Source organism: Acinetobacter sp. FDAARGOS_724 (assembly GCF_013364475.1).
Taxonomy (GTDB): Bacteria; Pseudomonadota; Gammaproteobacteria; order Pseudomonadales; family Moraxellaceae; genus Acinetobacter; species Acinetobacter variabilis.
In genome coordinates this window covers 1,237,768-1,253,669 of the sequence record NZ_CP054908.1, presented here as the reverse complement: position 1 = coordinate 1,253,669, position 15,902 = coordinate 1,237,768, and the positions used below count along the sequence as shown (strand labels likewise).

The 15,902-nt window shown below is 42.5% G+C and carries 13 protein-coding genes and 2 pseudogenes; 8 read left to right on the top strand and 7 right to left on the bottom strand.

Annotation, left to right across the window (positions count from 1 at the left end):
* Positions 1-39 precede the first annotated feature (39 nt).
* The 3 genes and pseudogenes from FOC32_RS07280 to FOC32_RS07270 all read left to right on the top strand — a co-directional run bounded on the left by FOC32_RS07280 (position 40) and on the right by FOC32_RS07270 (position 1,924).
* Entirely contained in the window at positions 40-414 is a 375-nt protein-coding gene (locus FOC32_RS07280; protein WP_175966704.1) for an MmcQ/YjbR family DNA-binding protein, read from the top strand.
* 228 nt (positions 415-642) lie between these two features.
* A complete protein-coding gene (locus tag FOC32_RS07275; protein WP_175966703.1) occupies positions 643-981 on the top strand; it encodes a GNAT family N-acetyltransferase in 339 nt (112 codons plus the stop codon).
* Positions 982-1,158: 177 nt separating this feature from the next.
* Positions 1,159-1,924: pseudogene (locus FOC32_RS07270) on the top strand (IS5-like element ISAba31 family transposase).
* A 157-nt stretch (positions 1,925-2,081) separates the two neighbouring features.
* Here the strand turns inward: FOC32_RS07270 and FOC32_RS07265 are convergent.
* The 3 genes and pseudogenes from FOC32_RS07265 to baeS all read right to left on the bottom strand — a co-directional run bounded on the left by FOC32_RS07265 (position 2,082) and on the right by baeS (position 5,046).
* Positions 2,082-2,588: a GNAT family N-acetyltransferase gene (locus FOC32_RS07265; protein WP_175966699.1), complete on the bottom strand. Its 507-nt coding sequence runs from the start codon at positions 2,586-2,588 to the stop codon at positions 2,082-2,084.
* A 91-nt stretch (positions 2,589-2,679) separates the two neighbouring features.
* Positions 2,680-3,367, bottom strand: a pseudogene (locus FOC32_RS07260) (response regulator).
* Between the two features lie 14 nt (positions 3,368-3,381).
* Entirely contained in the window at positions 3,382-5,046 is a 1,665-nt protein-coding gene (gene baeS / locus FOC32_RS07255; RefSeq protein ID WP_175966697.1) for a sensor histidine kinase efflux regulator BaeS, read from the bottom strand.
* 137 nt (positions 5,047-5,183) lie between these two features.
* Between baeS and FOC32_RS07250 the strand changes: the two genes are divergently transcribed.
* The 3 genes from FOC32_RS07250 (at position 5,184) to FOC32_RS07240 (ending at position 9,876) form a co-directional block, all read left to right on the top strand.
* Positions 5,184-5,813: a hypothetical protein gene (locus tag FOC32_RS07250; RefSeq protein ID WP_175966695.1), complete on the top strand. Its 630-nt coding sequence runs from the start codon at positions 5,184-5,186 to the stop codon at positions 5,811-5,813.
* Positions 5,814-6,122: 309 nt separating this feature from the next.
* Positions 6,123-7,925 carry an acyl-CoA dehydrogenase C-terminal domain-containing protein gene (locus tag FOC32_RS07245; RefSeq protein ID WP_175966693.1) on the top strand — a complete coding sequence of 601 codons (1,803 nt, stop codon included), beginning with the start codon at positions 6,123-6,125 and terminating at the stop codon, positions 7,923-7,925.
* Between the two features lie 169 nt (positions 7,926-8,094).
* Positions 8,095-9,876: an acyl-CoA dehydrogenase C-terminal domain-containing protein gene (locus FOC32_RS07240; protein WP_005232064.1), complete on the top strand. Its 1,782-nt coding sequence runs from the start codon at positions 8,095-8,097 to the stop codon at positions 9,874-9,876.
* A 52-nt stretch (positions 9,877-9,928) separates the two neighbouring features.
* Here the strand turns inward: FOC32_RS07240 and FOC32_RS07235 are convergent, their stop codons facing one another.
* Positions 9,929-10,135, bottom strand: a complete 207-nt coding sequence (locus tag FOC32_RS07235) for a hypothetical protein (protein ID WP_004782155.1) — start codon at positions 10,133-10,135, stop codon at positions 9,929-9,931.
* A gap of 173 nt (positions 10,136-10,308) precedes the next feature.
* Between FOC32_RS07235 and FOC32_RS07230 the strand changes: the two genes are divergently transcribed.
* Positions 10,309-10,806 (top strand): phosphate-starvation-inducible protein PsiE, encoded by a 498-nt coding sequence (locus FOC32_RS07230; protein ID WP_104426607.1) that lies wholly within the window; start codon positions 10,309-10,311, stop codon positions 10,804-10,806.
* A gap of 91 nt (positions 10,807-10,897) precedes the next feature.
* Here the strand turns inward: FOC32_RS07230 and FOC32_RS07225 are convergent, their stop codons facing one another.
* On the bottom strand, positions 10,898-11,338 hold the full coding sequence (locus tag FOC32_RS07225) for an RcnB family protein (protein WP_175966691.1): 441 nt from the start codon (positions 11,336-11,338) through the stop codon (positions 10,898-10,900).
* Positions 11,339-11,516: 178 nt separating this feature from the next.
* Here FOC32_RS07225 and FOC32_RS07220 point away from each other — a divergent pair, with 178 nt between their 5' ends.
* Positions 11,517-11,999, top strand: a complete 483-nt coding sequence (locus tag FOC32_RS07220) for a hypothetical protein (protein ID WP_175966689.1) — start codon at positions 11,517-11,519, stop codon at positions 11,997-11,999.
* A gap of 82 nt (positions 12,000-12,081) precedes the next feature.
* On the opposite strand, the gene FOC32_RS07215 is transcribed toward FOC32_RS07220, so the two are convergent.
* The gene (locus tag FOC32_RS07215; protein ID WP_175966688.1) at positions 12,082-13,545 is read right to left on the bottom strand and encodes a phospholipase D family protein; all 1,464 of its coding nucleotides are present in this window, start codon (positions 13,543-13,545) and stop codon (positions 12,082-12,084) included.
* A gap of 105 nt (positions 13,546-13,650) precedes the next feature.
* On the bottom strand, positions 13,651-15,765 hold the full coding sequence (gene znuD / locus FOC32_RS07210) for a zinc piracy TonB-dependent receptor ZnuD (RefSeq protein ID WP_175966686.1): 2,115 nt from the start codon (positions 15,763-15,765) through the stop codon (positions 13,651-13,653).
* Positions 15,766-15,902: the final 137 nt, after the last annotated feature.

Sequence of the window (15,902 nt, the reverse complement as noted above, 5' to 3'; positions counted from 1 at the left end):
AGCATTATCCACAGTTTTATTTTGATTTATTCGTAACTTATGACCTTACATCAAATCTCCGCAAAGATAGCGATAAGTTTACCTGAAGTCACTGTGACTCAGCCTTTCGGTGAAGGTTGTGATGTATTCAAGGTGCTAGATAAAGTCTTTATGCTTCAGTTCTATCTTCAAGGCAAAGCTGTCATTAATTTAAAAGTAGCGCCTGATTATGGTGCTATGCTGCGAGATACTTATTCTTATATCCATGCGGGCTGGCATATGAATAAACAGCACTGGATTTCAGTGTATGAAGATAATGAACTGGATGAATCTCTGGTTGAGGATCTAGTACAGAATTCTTATGAATTAGTAATATTGAAATTAAAGAAAGCAGAAAAAGTACGGATTGACTTATTACGAACATTAGAAAAATAAGTGCAGATACCACCGATGACTAAGATCAAACCAATAACATTAAAGACAAAGCGTTTAATTCTTCGCTCCTACCACTGTGGTGATGAAATCAATTTATTTCAAAACTATTTTAGCGATCTAGCAGCATCAAAATATTTGCAAAGACATCCACATCGGAATCAAACTCAAACTCGACAAACTTTAGAAAACTGGGCGGGACAAAAGTGAGAAGACTCAGATCCTGAGTTTATGTGGATTATTGCAGATCATTTAATTCAGCAACCTATGGGTATTTTGATCTTTATACAAAGGCATGATATTGGAGAAATTCTCTTCGGGCTTGGAACTCCTTATCAAGGACAAGGTTTGATGTGTGAAGCGATGACTTCGGTAATCCAATTTCTAAAACAAAGCCAAAAACTGACGAAAATTGAAACCTTTTGCGCTACTGAACATTTAGCGTCAAGACAAGTATTAGAAAAAACAGGTTTTCGGCAAGTTCAATTACTTACTGCTTATGCAAAATTTCCACTTTTAGGTGATAAGGCTCAAGACTGTATTCAATATTGTATAATATTCAATTCATAATTTATTTGGATAATAATTAAATAAAAATATGAGATTGAGAAATTAATCTATTTCATTAAATATAATTTATAATTTTATAAACTCTTTAAGAAGTTATTAGGGTGTGTTGACACTTTTAGCTTAAAAAAATAGCGAAGTAGTAAAATCAAATCACCAAACCCAATTTTACTATTCGCTATGCCTCGTACCATGCTGACAGATCAACACTGGCAAAAGTTGAAAGTTATTCTGCGTAATTTATCCATTCACCACAACTCAAATTTACGCAATTTTATTGAAGCTATTCTCTATAGAATTAGGACAGGTTGTCCGTGGCGAGATATTCCTTCTTGTTTTGGTCATTCAAACTCTATTTTCAAACGTTTTAATCGTTGGTCAAGCAGCGGTAAGTTACTTAGATTATTCAAATTACTAGCCTCATGCCCCGATATGGAGTGGATTTTTATTGATGGCTCTCATGTACGTGCTCATCAACATTCTGCCGGCATAGCGAATCAATCTATTTCTAAAAGTGTAGGAGGAAACTCCTCAAAAATACATTTGATTGTTGATGCACATGGCAATCCTATTGATTTCATGATTACCGATGGAACCACACATGATGTTAAAGTTGCGCCTGATTTAATATCAACATTAGATTTAAAAGAGACAAAAGTGGTATGCGCAGATAAAGGCTATGATTCAGAACCACTGCGTGAACAGATCAGGAAAACAGGGACTAAAGCGAATATACCAAAGAAAACGAATAGCCAATCGAACAATGACCATATGGACTGGTATTTATATAAAATCAGGCATTTATTTGAAAATATGTTTTGTAGATTAAAGCAATTTAGAGGAATAGCTACTCGATATGACAAGCTCAAAAGAAATTATCAAAGTTCTGTTGCCTTAGCCTGTATATTTTTATGGCTACCTTTATAGGGTTAATTATGAACAGTAAGTGTCAACAGACCCTAAATTATTAAACTTTTATTTTTTTGTATCTACTCAGATAAAAAGAAATATAAATAATTGATTTCATAATAGATGCTAGTTAAAAGCTATTTTACATTTTAAAACTCTATAACTTCTAAATAGAAATAGCTCTTTTTGATGAATTATTGTGTCGCATTAAACGCCTCATGGTAAACCACTTCCCCATGAGGAATAGATCCATTAAATGCAATGATTTGAAAATATTCTGGTGGAACATCCTTGAGGTAAAGTTCTGAAAAAGCCTTAAACCCGAAACGACCATAATATTGAGGATCACCGAGCACTACACATCCTTGAGCACCCAAATTTTGCAAGCGATCTAAAGCTGCCTGCATAAGTAAAGTGCCGATTCCCTGTCCTTGTTTTGCAGGTAATACCGAAATTGGACCAAGACCGTACCAGCCAGTTTCACCTGAAGAGATACTAACAGGTGAAATAGCCACATGGCCAACCAGCTGGTTATTTTCAATAGCGACTAAAGAAATCGTTAACTGCCCATGCTTGCGCAAACTATTTACAATAAATTGTTCAGTATGACTTGAATGGGCAGCATTTTGAAAAGCTGCTTGAGTCAATGCAGCAATGGCTGGAATATCCTCTAGCTGTTCATCCCGAATGATGATTTTCATTATTTTGGCTCTCTTATATTGATCATTTTCAGAAATAAAAAAAGCGAACAAACCAAGAAGTCTATCCGCTTTTCTTTAACGAATTCGAATATCAGTCTTCAGGATATTCAAAACGATAACCTACCCCATAGACGGCCTGAATCCATTCATGACGGTTTCCGGTTTCTGCCGCATCTGAAATTTTACGACGCAGGTTTTTGATATGACTATCAATCACACGGTCTGCCACATCAAAACTGTCCGGATTGATATGATCAAGTAGCTGCGCACGTGAATACACTTGGCCGACATGCTCCAAGAACAACTCTAGTAAACGGAATTCAGTCGGGGTCAGGTTCAAGGCTTTTTGCTGGTACCAGATACGCTGTTGTGGATTTATCCATACGGAACAAATCATTGCTTTCTGGCTCAGCTTTACGGTCTAAACGGCGTAATACGGCCTGTACACGAGCAACCAGTTCTTTTGGACTAAATGGTTTACAGATATAGTCATCCGCGCCCATATTCAGGCCAAGTACACGGTCAATTTCTTCAGTACGCGCAGTCACCATAATGATCGGCAAGTCTGACTGTTCACGTACTTTACGGCAAATGGTCAGACCATCCATACGCGGCACCATCAAGTCCAGGATCATCAGGCTCGGTTTACGCTGGGTAAAACTGTTATATGCTTCTTGCCCATCATGAAACACGCTGACTTCAAAACCAGCAGCCTCTAGATAATCTCGCACCAACAGGGCAAGTTCGACTTCGTCTTCAACCAGCATGATATGTTTCATGAATATATTTTCCTTTATGGTTTCATTTGTTTAGGAAAGCTTAGTTTGCATCGTAAACCACCTAATGGTGAATGTGCAAAGCTTAAGCTACCACCCATAGCCTGAGTAATTTTACAAGATAAGGCCAGACCCAAGCCTGTTCCACCGGTGGCACGGGTACGCGAATCATCAACACGATAGAAACGCTCACCAATGCGAGCCAGCTGCTCATCGGTCAGACCGAATGGACTGTCATCGACATATAAGGTCCATTCTTTCTCATTCTGTTCGGTATGAATATGTACCTGGCCACCAGCTTCTGTATAACGAATACTGTTGCTGAGCAGGTTGGCTACAATCTGCTTGAAACGGTCCAGATCCAGATCAACTTCAGCACCGTCACCTTCAACAGTCACTTTCAGATCAGCCTGTTCAAATTTAGGCTGGAAGTTCATTAATTCCTGCTGCACCACATCCCATGGATTGACAGTTGCATAATAGAACTGTAATTGCTGTGCATCAGCCTGCGCTAGAGCTGCCAAGTCCTGAGTCAGTTTTTTCAGGCTGGTTACCTGTGCCAACATCGACGCAAAATGCTCTGGTGTCGGTTTACGGATTCCATCTTGCATCGCTTCAATTTGTGCCTGCAGGACTGCCAGCGGAGTTTTCAGTTCATGTGAAGTATCTGCTACCCACTGACGGCGTGAAGTTTCATGCTGATCCAGAATCACTGCCAGTTGATTCAGCTCATTAGACAGATCACCCAGCTCATCATTACGTTTCACTTTCACTTGATGCTGATAATTACCGCGAGTCAATTCACGCGTACCGTTCAACAAACGCTGAATCGGTTTTTTAAAATAAGTTGCCAGTAATAATGCAGCAATCAGACTGGCTAGAATACTTAAACCATAAACTAAAAATAGGTAACGTTTCTGATTACTAAAGAAATTAATACTTAAAGCATCATCTTGGTCTAAAACCGGTTTCAAGCCCAGATAACCAACCACCTGGTTTTCGACCATAATCGGACGATAGGAAATCTGCTCATCTGACGCCTCACCTACTACAAAACGCCGTTTGGCATCATAGAGTGACAGGCGTGAACTTAGACCCAGACGGTCTGGCATCTGGATGAATTGTTTTTTACCTGTAGGCTGCTGAACTGGCTGTTGACCGCCATTATTGTCTTTACGATCGGTTCTAAACAGGTTCTGATTAGAGCTAAGTGGAAATCTTAAACCTTCAAAGGGCTGGAATTGTGAAGGCAAATTAGACGCTAAAATACGCAATTCTTCTTCATTGACTGAACGTGGTGTTAAATTTGGCTCGACCATGCTTGAAGGCGCTACAGTGGCTAAAGTTTGCTCCTGAAAGTAACGCTGCTGTAAGGCAATATCATACTGACGGCGCAACCACCAGCGCGATAAACGGTCATAATCATCCGGTGCAGCTTCACCTTCAATTTGCAGAATCTGCGCCTGAATAGCGTTACCCCAGTCTTCATATACCGTATAGACATCGGCCAGATTCTCGATCACATGATCCAGCTTCTGCATTTCTACATCCGCCACATAGCGGGTAAAGTTGCGCTGCATATTCAGATGCAATACGCCCAGACTCACCGTGGTAATTACCAGGGTGGTCAATAAAACAGTCAAAAACAGACGTAATGCAATCGGAATACGGCGAACCTTCAAAGTGAAAATCTCAGTTTTTCTTCTCTATATTCATTATTGTAGCGAACACAGACTTAAAAAACTCTCCATTGTTTCTTCATCTTTATTATTTAATCTTTACTCATCAAAAAGAATCAGCTCTTGAATGGGGTAAAAACATGAAAGCAATGACAAAAATCGCCTTAATCAGTGCCAGTGTTTTATCGATGGGTGCATTGACTGCCTGTCAATCTACGAGCAACGTGAATGAGCAGAAAGATCATTCTCGCATGATGAAACATCATGAAGGTCAAAAACAGCATCGTCTCACTCCAGAGCAACGCGAGCAGTTCAAAGCCGCTCGTGCAGAACGCATGCAATTGCATAAACAGATTCAACAGGCCTGTGACGGCAAAGCTGCAGGCAGTGCAGTCCAAATCAAGGCGGGTGATAAAACCATTGATGGTCATTGCAAGATTTCTTTCAGACCTGACCATAAAGGCATGAAAGCTCAACGTGGTGAATTCCGTGGCATGCGCGGTGAACATCGTCCGATGCGTGATGAATTCCGAGGTGGTATGAACCGTGGAGAAGCATTAACGGATAGTCAACGTGCAGAAATGGTTAAACAGTATGATCAGCGTTTATCAGAACGTCAGGCTTTACAAACTGCGTTTGCCAACGCTTGTAAAGGTCAAACCCATGGCAAGGCAGTTCAAGTGAAAGCGGGTACTCAAACCATTGATGGTCAATGTATCGTGCACTTCCAGCCGAATGCACCCATCAAGATGACTAAAGCTGCATCTTGATCTTCTTCTACGTTTCTTATTCCTTCAAATTCAGGCACCTTCGGGTGCCTTTTTTTATGGCTGACTCCTCAGTCCTCTTTTGACCATTCATATTCTGCTAATTCCTACAAAAGTCTTTGCAGTCAATATGTTTACTGTTCTGTGCAGATTAATCTTTGACTTTATAGTCACCAAGAAAGCCGCCTGAAAGCTTGTATGGCCGGGCAAGATGTTGCACGATTAGATTCATAGCAATACGTGTCACTGAAGGCACGTTTCAATTAATTTAGGATGATAACGCTGGTCTAAACCAGTATTGAGGAAACCGATATGCCACAATACAAAGCGCCTTTACGTGACATGCAATTCGTTCTACACGAATTATTAAATGCTGAAGAACATTACGCAAAACTTCCTGCGTTTCAAGAAAACGTAAGCCGTGAGTTGGTTGATCAGTACCTAGAAGCTGCAGCTGACTTCTGTGAAAATGAATTATCTCCTCTAAATCAAGTAGGCGACCGTGAAGGTTGTACCTGGAATGACGGCATTGTAACAACACCGACTGGCTTTAAAGAAGCGTACCAAAAATACATCGAGCTAGGCTTCCCTTCTCTTTCTGCGGAAGAGCAATACGGCGGTCAAGGCTTACCAAATTCTTTAGGTATCACTATTTCTGAAATGGTGGGTACTGCGAACTGGGCTTGGGGTATGTACCCTGGTCTGTCTCATGGTGCAGTTCGTACTTTAGAACACCACGGTTCTCAAGAACAAAAAGACGCTTATCTGCCTAAACTGGTTTCAGGTGAATGGACAGGTACCATGTGTCTGACTGAATCTCATGCAGGTTCTGACCTCGGCATCATCCGTACTAAAGCTGAGCCACAAGCTGATGGTAGCTATGCAATCTCTGGCGAGAAAATCTTTATCTCTGCTGGTGAACATGACATGGCAGAGAACATCATCCACATCGTACTTGCTCGTCTGCCTGGCGCGCCTAAAGGTACTAAAGGTATTTCTCTGTTCATCGTACCAAAATTCAACCTGAATGCTGACGGTTCAATCGGCGAGCGTAATGGCGTACGTTGTGGTTCAATCGAACACAAAATGGGGATCCATGGTAACGCAACTTGTGTCATCAACTTCGATAACGCAAAAGGCTTCCTGATTGGTCCTGAAAACCGTGGTCTGAACTGTATGTTCACGTTCATGAACACTGCACGTATCGGTACTGCTATACAAGGTCTGTCTGCATCTGAAGCCGCGTTCCAAGGCGCTTTAACTTATGCTAAAGACCGTCTGGCAATGCGTTCTCTTTCTGGTCCTAAAGCACCTGAAAAAGAAGCTGATCCAATTATTGTTCACCCAGCTGTACGTAACATGCTTTTAACTCAAAAAGCATTTGCTGAAGGTGGTCGTGCACTAGTTTACCTGTTAGCTCAATATGCTGATGTGGTTGAACAAGGTACTTCTGAAGAAGAACGCAAGTTCGCTGACAATATCCTGTCACTATTAACTCCAATCGCGAAAGCATTCCTGACTGAAACCGGTTCAGAAGCTGCGAAACATGGTGTTCAAGTCTTCGGTGGTCACGGCTTTATCTCTGAGCATGGCATGGAACAAATCGTACGTGATACACGTATTGCCTGCCTGTACGAAGGTACCACTGAAATTCAAGCACTGGATTTGTTAGGCCGTAAAGTACTGGGTACTCAAGGTGCGATGTTGAAAGACTTCACCAAGATCATCCACAAATTTGCGGAAGCGAACAAAGACAATTCTGCAATGAAAGAATTTGTTGAACCGCTTGCGGCATTGAACAAAGAATGGGGCGACCTGACCATGCAGATTGGTATGCGTGCGATGCAAAACCCTGAAGAAGTGGGTGCAGCTGCAGTGGATTACTTGTACTTCTCTGGTTATGTAACACTGGCTTACCTATGGGCTCGTATGGCACTGGTTGCTCAAGAGACTCTTGCTGCAGGTACCACTGATGCAGACTTCTACAATGCCAAATTGACGACTGCACGCTTCTACTTCAAGAAAATCCTGCCACGTGTTCGTTCACACGTTGACGTGATTGCAACTGGTGTAGAACCGCTTATGTCTTTAGATGCTGAACATTTCGCATTCTAAGCTGATGCAGTTTTTAATGCATAATAAGAAAAAGGACGGTCATCTTCAGGCAGTCCTTTTTCTTTATAAAGAGTTACAGAATTAACCTTTAGTCGTCTAACATTCAGATTTTTAATGCTTTAGACTGAGCCAAAACAATCCAATTAAACAATAAAACAGGTGACATACTATGCCAATTTATAACGCGCCACTTGCTGATATGAAATTCATCCTGAATGATGTTTTCAATGCAGAACAGTTCTGGCAGGCGAATGAAAATCTTGCCCACTTGGATACTGCCACAGCAGAAGCTATTCTTGAAGAAATGGCGAAGTTTGCGCAAAACGTCATGCTTCCTCTGAACCGTACCGGCGATGAAGAAGGCGCAAAATATGAAAATGGCAATGTCACCACACCTGCTGGCTTTAAAGAAGCATTCAAACAATATGCTGAAGGTGGCTGGATCGGTCTGGGTGCCGATGCAGAATGGGGCGGCCAGGAAATGCCGAAAATGCTCACCGTACTTTCTGATGAAATGCTGTTTGCAACTAACCCATCTTTCATGCTCTACCCGCTTCTTTCTGTGGGTGCAGGTATGGCTTTAAACAGCTATGCATCTCAAGAGCAAAAAGAAACCTATCTGCCTAAAATCTACTCTGGCGAATGGTCAGGCACCATGTGCTTAACTGAACCACATGCTGGTACTGATCTGGGTATTATCAAAACCAAAGCTGAACGTAATGAAGATGGTACGTATAGCATTACCGGTACCAAAATCTTTATCACTGGTGGTGACCACGATCTTGCTGAAAACATTATTCACCTGGTACTGGCAAAAACACCTGATGCGCCTGCCGGCTCTCGCGGTATTTCCCTGTTCATTGTACCGAAGTTCCTGGTCAATGAAGACGGTTCAATTGGTGAACGTAACCCGGTTGGTCCAGGTTCAATCGAACACAAAATGGGGATCAAGGCATCTGCAACTTGCGTAATGAACTTTGACGGTGCCAAAGGTTACCTGGTGGGCAAAGAAAATGAAGGTCTGGCTGCCATGTTCGTGATGATGAATTACGAGCGTCTGTCTATGGGCATCCAAGGTCTAGGCGCCTCAGAATTTGCTTATCAAAATGCTGCGCAATATGCGACAGACCGTTTACAGGGTCGTAGTGCACTTGGTGCCCAATCACCGGCTAAACCGGCAGACAGCATTTTAGTACATGGTGATGTACGTCGTATGTTGCTGAATGTTCGTGCGAACAATGAAGCATCTCGTGCATTTGCCGTGTATGTAGGTCAACAACTGGACATCACCAAGTTCTCGACTGATCCTGAAGCCGTGAAAAAAGCCAATGACCGTGTGGCGCTGTTAACACCAATCGCGAAAGCTTACCTAACGGATACTGCATTCCAAGCAACCCTAGATGCACAAATGGTCTTTGGTGGACATGGTTATATCCGTGAATGGGGTATGGAACAATGTATCCGTGACCTGCGCATCTCACAGATTTACGAAGGAACCAACGGTGTCCAGTCACAAGATTTAATCGGCCGTAAAACCATTAAATGTGGCGGTGCGTACATCGGTGAATACATCGAAGAAATCCGTGACTTTGCGAACCAGTTGGACGCAGACCTGAACTTCATTAAAGATGCAACTTTAGATGCAGCTACTGAAGTCGAATCGTTAACTCAGTTCGTGCTTGAAGCTGCTGGCGAAAATGCAGAATTCCCGAATGCTGCAGCGGTTGATTATCTACACGCAGTAGGCCTATTGAGCTTCTCTTATATGTTTGCGCGCATTGCCAATGCTGCAAAAGACAAAGATGGCGAGTTCTACCAAAATAAACTTGCGCTTGCGCGTTACTTCACGCAACGCATCTTGCCTGAACTTGCACTGCGTATTACCAAAGTAAAAGCAGGCTGTGAAGTAGTGATGAATTTCTCTGAAGATTACTTTACGACTCAAGCTTAATCTTGACGTGAATCCATATAAAAAGCCCTGCATCTGCAGGGCTTTTTATACATTATACTTTTTCAATCAAGATCGTATCTGGTTGCGTCGTTATTTTAGGATTGAAATGCTTATTCACGATTTTAATTCCCCCTTGCGACTCCAGAGATTCACACAGTTCAAGTACCTTCTGCATCTCTTCAGCCTTGATCCCCGCGCCCAGGATTAATTTTTTTCCTGCTTCTAATTGACTAATTTTTGTTTGAATTTTGTCCAACATTTTTTTTCTCCTATTTATTCAATGTAGTTCTCATACAATATAACAAGTTAGTGCAAAAAAGTGCAAAAGTTCGAATATTTTCACTTTTATTTTATTTTTCTCTTTTTGTGCATGATCTTTGCTAGTTCTTTCCTGTTCATATGTTATTTCACATGAAAAATCTGGAGGAGAACATGAGTAAATCTGAGTCTAAAGTAAAAAGAATAGAAACTCTCCTCGACCGTTTTGGCAACCTTGCCGTTGAAAGTTTCCATTATCTTGCGCTGTTTATTATTGGCTGTATGGTGATCTGGTCCGCAGGTCATACCGTATTTGAGATTTTAACCGTCAAACAGTTTGCCACCATTGACGATATTCTTTTGCTGTTTATCTATCTGGAACTTGGTGCCATGGTCGGCATCTATTTCAAGACCAATCATATGCCGGTCCGGTTCCTGATTTATATTGCAATTACTGCCCTGACCCGTTTACTGATTTCTGATATTCAGCATACACACAAAGCCAGCATGGATCAGGTTATTATTACCGGTTCGATTCTGATTCTGGCTTTTGCCATTCTGGTGGTCCGTTATGCGTCCTGGACCTATCCATCTGTCATTCGTGACAAGCATAGCGAAAAGCCATTACCAGAAGGTAAAACTCCACGTCCTGAAGATGATGAGTTGGCATAGTCATAGAAAAGTCCCTCTTTGCAAAAGGTGAGAAGCACTGCTTCGCAAGAGGGTAATTAATCACCTCTCCTAACAAGAGAGGGAATTTCTTTTAACGATTATTCATCAATACATAACGTCCATTTTCATAAATCCAGTAACTTCCGCGTGGTGGTGCCGGTAATCCCAAATGCTGCCAGTCACTAATCACTGTATATCTCGAACTTTCAATGCGAGCCACATTTGGATCACCATTGACCCAGCTATAGCTATTGGAATTCTGGTAAATCGTGGTCGGTGCCTGATACTGGATATTGAACCCGCTTTGGCTCTGCGCAGGAGGATAATATCCGCCATGGGATGGACGTTGCGGATAATAAGGCCGCTGCGAATGAGGAGGCTGTGGTGCATAATGAGGACGCGATGAAGGGCGATGTTGAGGTTTAGAACGATCAACACCTGTATAGCCTACCCAGGCATTATCCGCCCAAGCGGGCACCGCAATACCGAACAGGAATGAAGCCAGCAATGCACCTGAAGCTAATGTTTTCATAAGTGCGTCCTCCAAAGATTTCTGACCATATTTTAACCAAAACCCATGCAGAAAATATGGATAAATCTCCTGCTGCTGCAAAGTTTTGTAATTGATTCCATGACTTTAATAGGCTTGCGTGATGAGCGCTGAAGTGCGTATGCTAATATCACTTTTTTAATGCTTTGAGTTGCATACTGTGTCTGATTTAAATTTCGATCGTTTATATGAATATTTTTGCAAGGTACCCAGTGTTCAAAAAGGACTGATTGATAGCTATGGCTCGGATGGGAAACAGGCCTGGTGGTTTAAATTTCAGATCAATGTCGATCATCCTTTAGCATGGCAAACTGTGCAGGAATTGGGTCATGTCCTGAACTATATTTCTAAAAATGAGCGCCTGCCGACTCAGTTTATTCCAGTTTCTCCACCGCCTTATATGAATGGTGTAGCCAAAGATTTCCTGTCTTGGGTGATCCAGTGCAATCATGCTGACTTTTCACCAGATGTGGTATGTGACTGGCTAGAAGCACGTTTACCAAATCCGGTGGATGATGAAGCACAATGGAAAATCAAGACTGATATTTCTGAACTGGATGAGCTGACAGATAAGGAACTGGATGAGCTGACAGATAAGGAACTGGATCAACTGGTTCCGCCTAATCCAGAATCAAAAAGCTAATACTAGAAATCTTCCTAAATCCCTCTTTGATAAAGAGGGACTTTCCTCCCTTTTTTAAGGGGAGGTTAGGAGGGATTTAAAATCAAAACGTCGACCAACCACTCCATTCCATAAAACGGTATAACCAGTATTTCCAGAATGACTCTTCAGCATATTGAGCATAGTCCACGCTCATGGAACGACCATTCAAATTAGACCAGGCCGTATTGAAATACTGCTGCGCATCGCTAAAGACTTCCGCCTGAGGTTGTCCCACCACACGCAGATTGGTCTCCAGATTATAATTTTTTAGGTTACGTGCCGTGAAATTAGCGGAACCTAAAATCATTTCAGATTGCTGGGCACCATATTTCATCAGAATTTTATTATGACATTGCTCGCCTTGAGTATTACACCAGCGTACCGGAATACCAGCTTTATGCAGTTCTGAAGCCACCTGCCGGTTAGGAATGCCATTTTTTTCACGCCCAAATGCATCTTTGTTTGGATCAAGTAAAATCCGAAGTTTCACTCCGCGTTCATGTGCTGCAATCAACCCTTTCACAATCTTACGTTCTGACAGATAGAACATGGCCAGATCAATCTGCTCATCTGCTTTCGCCGTTTCAAGCAGCTTTAGAACCCCCTCATAAATGGCTTTTTCAGTCAGCACCTGAACTTGAGGCTGGTTTTTTTCTGCTTCAAATTCACCTGCAATCACAGCCGGCATATTGGCTTGAGACATGATCCCGACTGCCTGTTCTGTTGCAAGAATATCAATTGCTGTTCTGCCCCAGACCAGTAGACCAATATTGGAGTGCCGTGAACTGCCATCATGTGGGTTCATTGAAGTGACCAGTGCTTTCCAGCCCTGATCTGTATCAACGACCAGTGTTTTACGATGATTGGCTTTGAAATTAAACAAGTCGAAATAGCTGCGTAAGGTCACTTTTTCTGGACCAAACGGATTCGGCAACCAGCCTTTTTCCGGATTATTGCCAATCCCCTGACAGCATAGATACCAGAAACCTGACCAGCTTGGATTAGAAGCACGCAGCGGTGTCAGATTGGTTTCGATTACATCTACTCCTGCCTGACGCAGTTCACGATAATGCTGCGCTGTAATTCCACCATAGACAGAATTAATCGGATCGGTAATAAATTTGATTTCCACTTCAGGCTGCATCAATCGCTTGTTGAGTAAGGCCTCTGTGAGCTGTTTGCTGAGTGCCTGATGTTCCTGTTTAGAGGCACCGGTTTGCTGATTAAACAGGAACATATCCAGCACGATCAGGGATTTTGCTTCCTCAACCATCTTCAGCATTTCATTAAAAATCTGATGATCCAGTTGTTGCTTGCCCTGTGCATCCAGATAAGTCTGATCGACCAGAAATTTCACCTGTGCATGGCGCAGCTTACCCGTGTAATTCAGCCCTTCAGGTAACGGTTTATAAGTATGATAAATTGCTGAAGCCAGATAGCTGGCCATCAGCACACCAATGATCAAGGCCGCATAACGGCGGTTTGACCAGTTCAGTTTATTGTGAATTCGTTGAAAGATACGCATAAGAAAAAACCTAACCCAATATGCTCAGGCTAGGTTTAATCTGATGATTTTTCAAGTCTATTTCAGTGACAGTACTTGGATTCGGTCAGTTATTTCATCTGAATCCTAGAAATCATATTGTACGCCGACTGTGAAATTACGTCCGACTTGCGGAATATTCGACAGGAATGAGCTATGCGAATAGACCTGATCATTGAGCAGATTATTGGCTTTAAAATAAACCCGATAGGCATTTTTATCAGCAATGCTATTGGCATAGCTTAGGCCGACATTGACCATATTATAGCCTTGGGTCTCATCTTCATATCTGGCCGTTTTGTCCTGATTAAAGACATGATAATACTCTGCCATTCCTGACCAGCCATCAGCAAAGTCTGCTTCAACCTTGGTTCCTAAGCGGCCTGCTGGAATACGGGGTGCATTTTCACCATCAATTTTGCCGCGCACATAATCACCGAATACACCAAGCTTGTATGTATCATTTAATGCATAAGTAGCTTCCGCTTCAGCCCCATAGAAACGGGCTTTATCTTGGGTATATTCTACCCCACGCAAATTTCCATTTCTGGCGGTTGTCGCACCGTAGATATAGTCATCAAACCAGTTATGGTAAATATGTGCATGATAATCCAGCTTAGCACCTTCATATTCGAAACCCAGCTCCAGGTTATTCGAGCTTTCTTTATCCAGATCAGGATTACCGACTTCATAGGTATTGGTGGCAAAATGCAGGCCATTGGCATACAGCTCTTGCGCCAGTGGTAAACGTTGCTGATGTGAACCTACAATGGATAACTTATAGTTCGGGGCAAATTCCCAATTCGCAGCGGCAGAAGCAGAGACGCCTGTGCCTGAATAATTTTTCTGTTCAGATTCAACTTGTACTTTTTGATGATCAACACGTGCACCCAGTTCGACATGCACATCACTGAGTTGTTTATGCTCTAAGGCAAACAGACTGTATTTTTCAGTTTTAGTATCTGGCATGACCACGCTTGAACCATGGACATGATGTTCTTCATCATCCTCGTCACCATCTTCATGATGATCATGTTCTGTAGCAGCCAGATTGATTTTCTGCTGGCTATATTGGGTGCCAATTACGCCCTCCCAACCAGCAACCGGAACATGGACTAGTTCTAGACGGCCATCGTAGCCTTTGCTTTTGAAATTACTGATGACTTCATTTTCTTCCAGCTCATCATGCTCATAATCAGTAAAACTGGCATGGGCACGTAACTTGTCAAAACCGGCAAAAGGCTGTTCCAGTTCAGTACGTACTTCATAACGTTCAGATTTCAGATCTACCCATGGTCCGCCATGCTCTTCTTCATGCTCTGCGGTAGCACCCGGCTCTGGACAGTCATGGAAATGATCACCATGCAATACACAGCCATGATATTCATGACTATGCCCCGGCAAGCCATATTCATCCTGACGGTTACTATAAGATAGCCCCACAAAACCACGATCATGAATCCATGACCCACCAATATTTACAGTCTGGCCTTCAGCAAAGGTATTACCTACACGACGTTTTTTTTCCAATTCATCACCATGCTCATGAACATAATCCGGAGCAATATAGTCATTGGCCTTATGTTTAGTACCTTCGACACGCAGGGCAAAATTTTCACCGACTGCAGCAGTCACGCCTGCACTTGCCAGTTTTTCATCACTGCCCGAGTTGTAACGTAGTCCAACAGTTCCTTCCAGACCATCTTCCGGCATTTGAGTGGGGATTTTCTGGTCAGTGACATTGACCAGACCACCGACTGTACCGGCACCATAAAGCAGCGTAGATGGACCACGAATCACTTCAACCTGTTTGGCAAGAATCGGATCAACGGTGACAGCATGGTCAGGAGATAAAGTGGACACATCCGCTGTTTCAGACGCATGCTGCAATACTTTTACGCGTGGGCCATCCTGACCACGAATAACGGGACGGCTGGCACCGCTGCCAAACTGATTAGAATAAACACCAAGCTCATCTGCCAAGGCATCACCAATGGTGGTGGCGCGTTCAGACAGTGCTTTCTGACCCACGACCTGATCCGCAACCGCAAAATCTGCCGCAGTCTGCACCAATGGATGAGCTTGCACCTGAATCGTGTCCATGGTCTGAACCGGGATAGAAGAGGAAGATTGCTCTGCAAATACTGTAGGCGCAACTACAGCAAAAATTGACAATGTTATTAGATTCTTAGGGAAGGACATGACCGAAGCTCAAATTCAGTAATCTGGGTGAATGTTATAATATAACATTTCATTATTTTTGCAATCCTTTACGATACTCAGTGCTATATTTTATTAGAATGTCCTTTGAATATTTTTGATTACATTAAAGCATTATC

What these genes read in the sequence shown, in the direction of transcription:
- FOC32_RS07280 (WP_175966704.1), top strand. Translation starts at nt 40, where the DNA reads ATGACCTTACATCAAATCTCCGCAAAGATAGCGATAAGTTTACCTGAA.
- FOC32_RS07275 (WP_175966703.1), top strand. Translation starts at nt 643, where the DNA reads ATGTGGATTATTGCAGATCATTTAATTCAGCAACCTATGGGTATTTTG.
- FOC32_RS07265 (WP_175966699.1), bottom strand. Translation starts at nt 2,588, where the DNA reads ATGAAAATCATCATTCGGGATGAACAGCTAGAGGATATTCCAGCCATT.
- FOC32_RS07250 (WP_175966695.1), top strand. Translation starts at nt 5,184, where the DNA reads ATGAAAGCAATGACAAAAATCGCCTTAATCAGTGCCAGTGTTTTATCG.
- FOC32_RS07245 (WP_175966693.1), top strand. Translation starts at nt 6,123, where the DNA reads ATGCCACAATACAAAGCGCCTTTACGTGACATGCAATTCGTTCTACAC.
- FOC32_RS07240 (WP_005232064.1), top strand. Translation starts at nt 8,095, where the DNA reads ATGCCAATTTATAACGCGCCACTTGCTGATATGAAATTCATCCTGAAT.
- FOC32_RS07235 (WP_004782155.1), bottom strand. Translation starts at nt 10,135, where the DNA reads ATGTTGGACAAAATTCAAACAAAAATTAGTCAATTAGAAGCAGGAAAA.
- FOC32_RS07230 (WP_104426607.1), top strand. Translation starts at nt 10,309, where the DNA reads ATGAGTAAATCTGAGTCTAAAGTAAAAAGAATAGAAACTCTCCTCGAC.
- FOC32_RS07225 (WP_175966691.1), bottom strand. Translation starts at nt 11,338, where the DNA reads ATGAAAACATTAGCTTCAGGTGCATTGCTGGCTTCATTCCTGTTCGGT.
- FOC32_RS07215 (WP_175966688.1), bottom strand. Translation starts at nt 13,545, where the DNA reads ATGCGTATCTTTCAACGAATTCACAATAAACTGAACTGGTCAAACCGC.
- znuD (WP_175966686.1), bottom strand. Translation starts at nt 15,765, where the DNA reads ATGTCCTTCCCTAAGAATCTAATAACATTGTCAATTTTTGCTGTAGTT.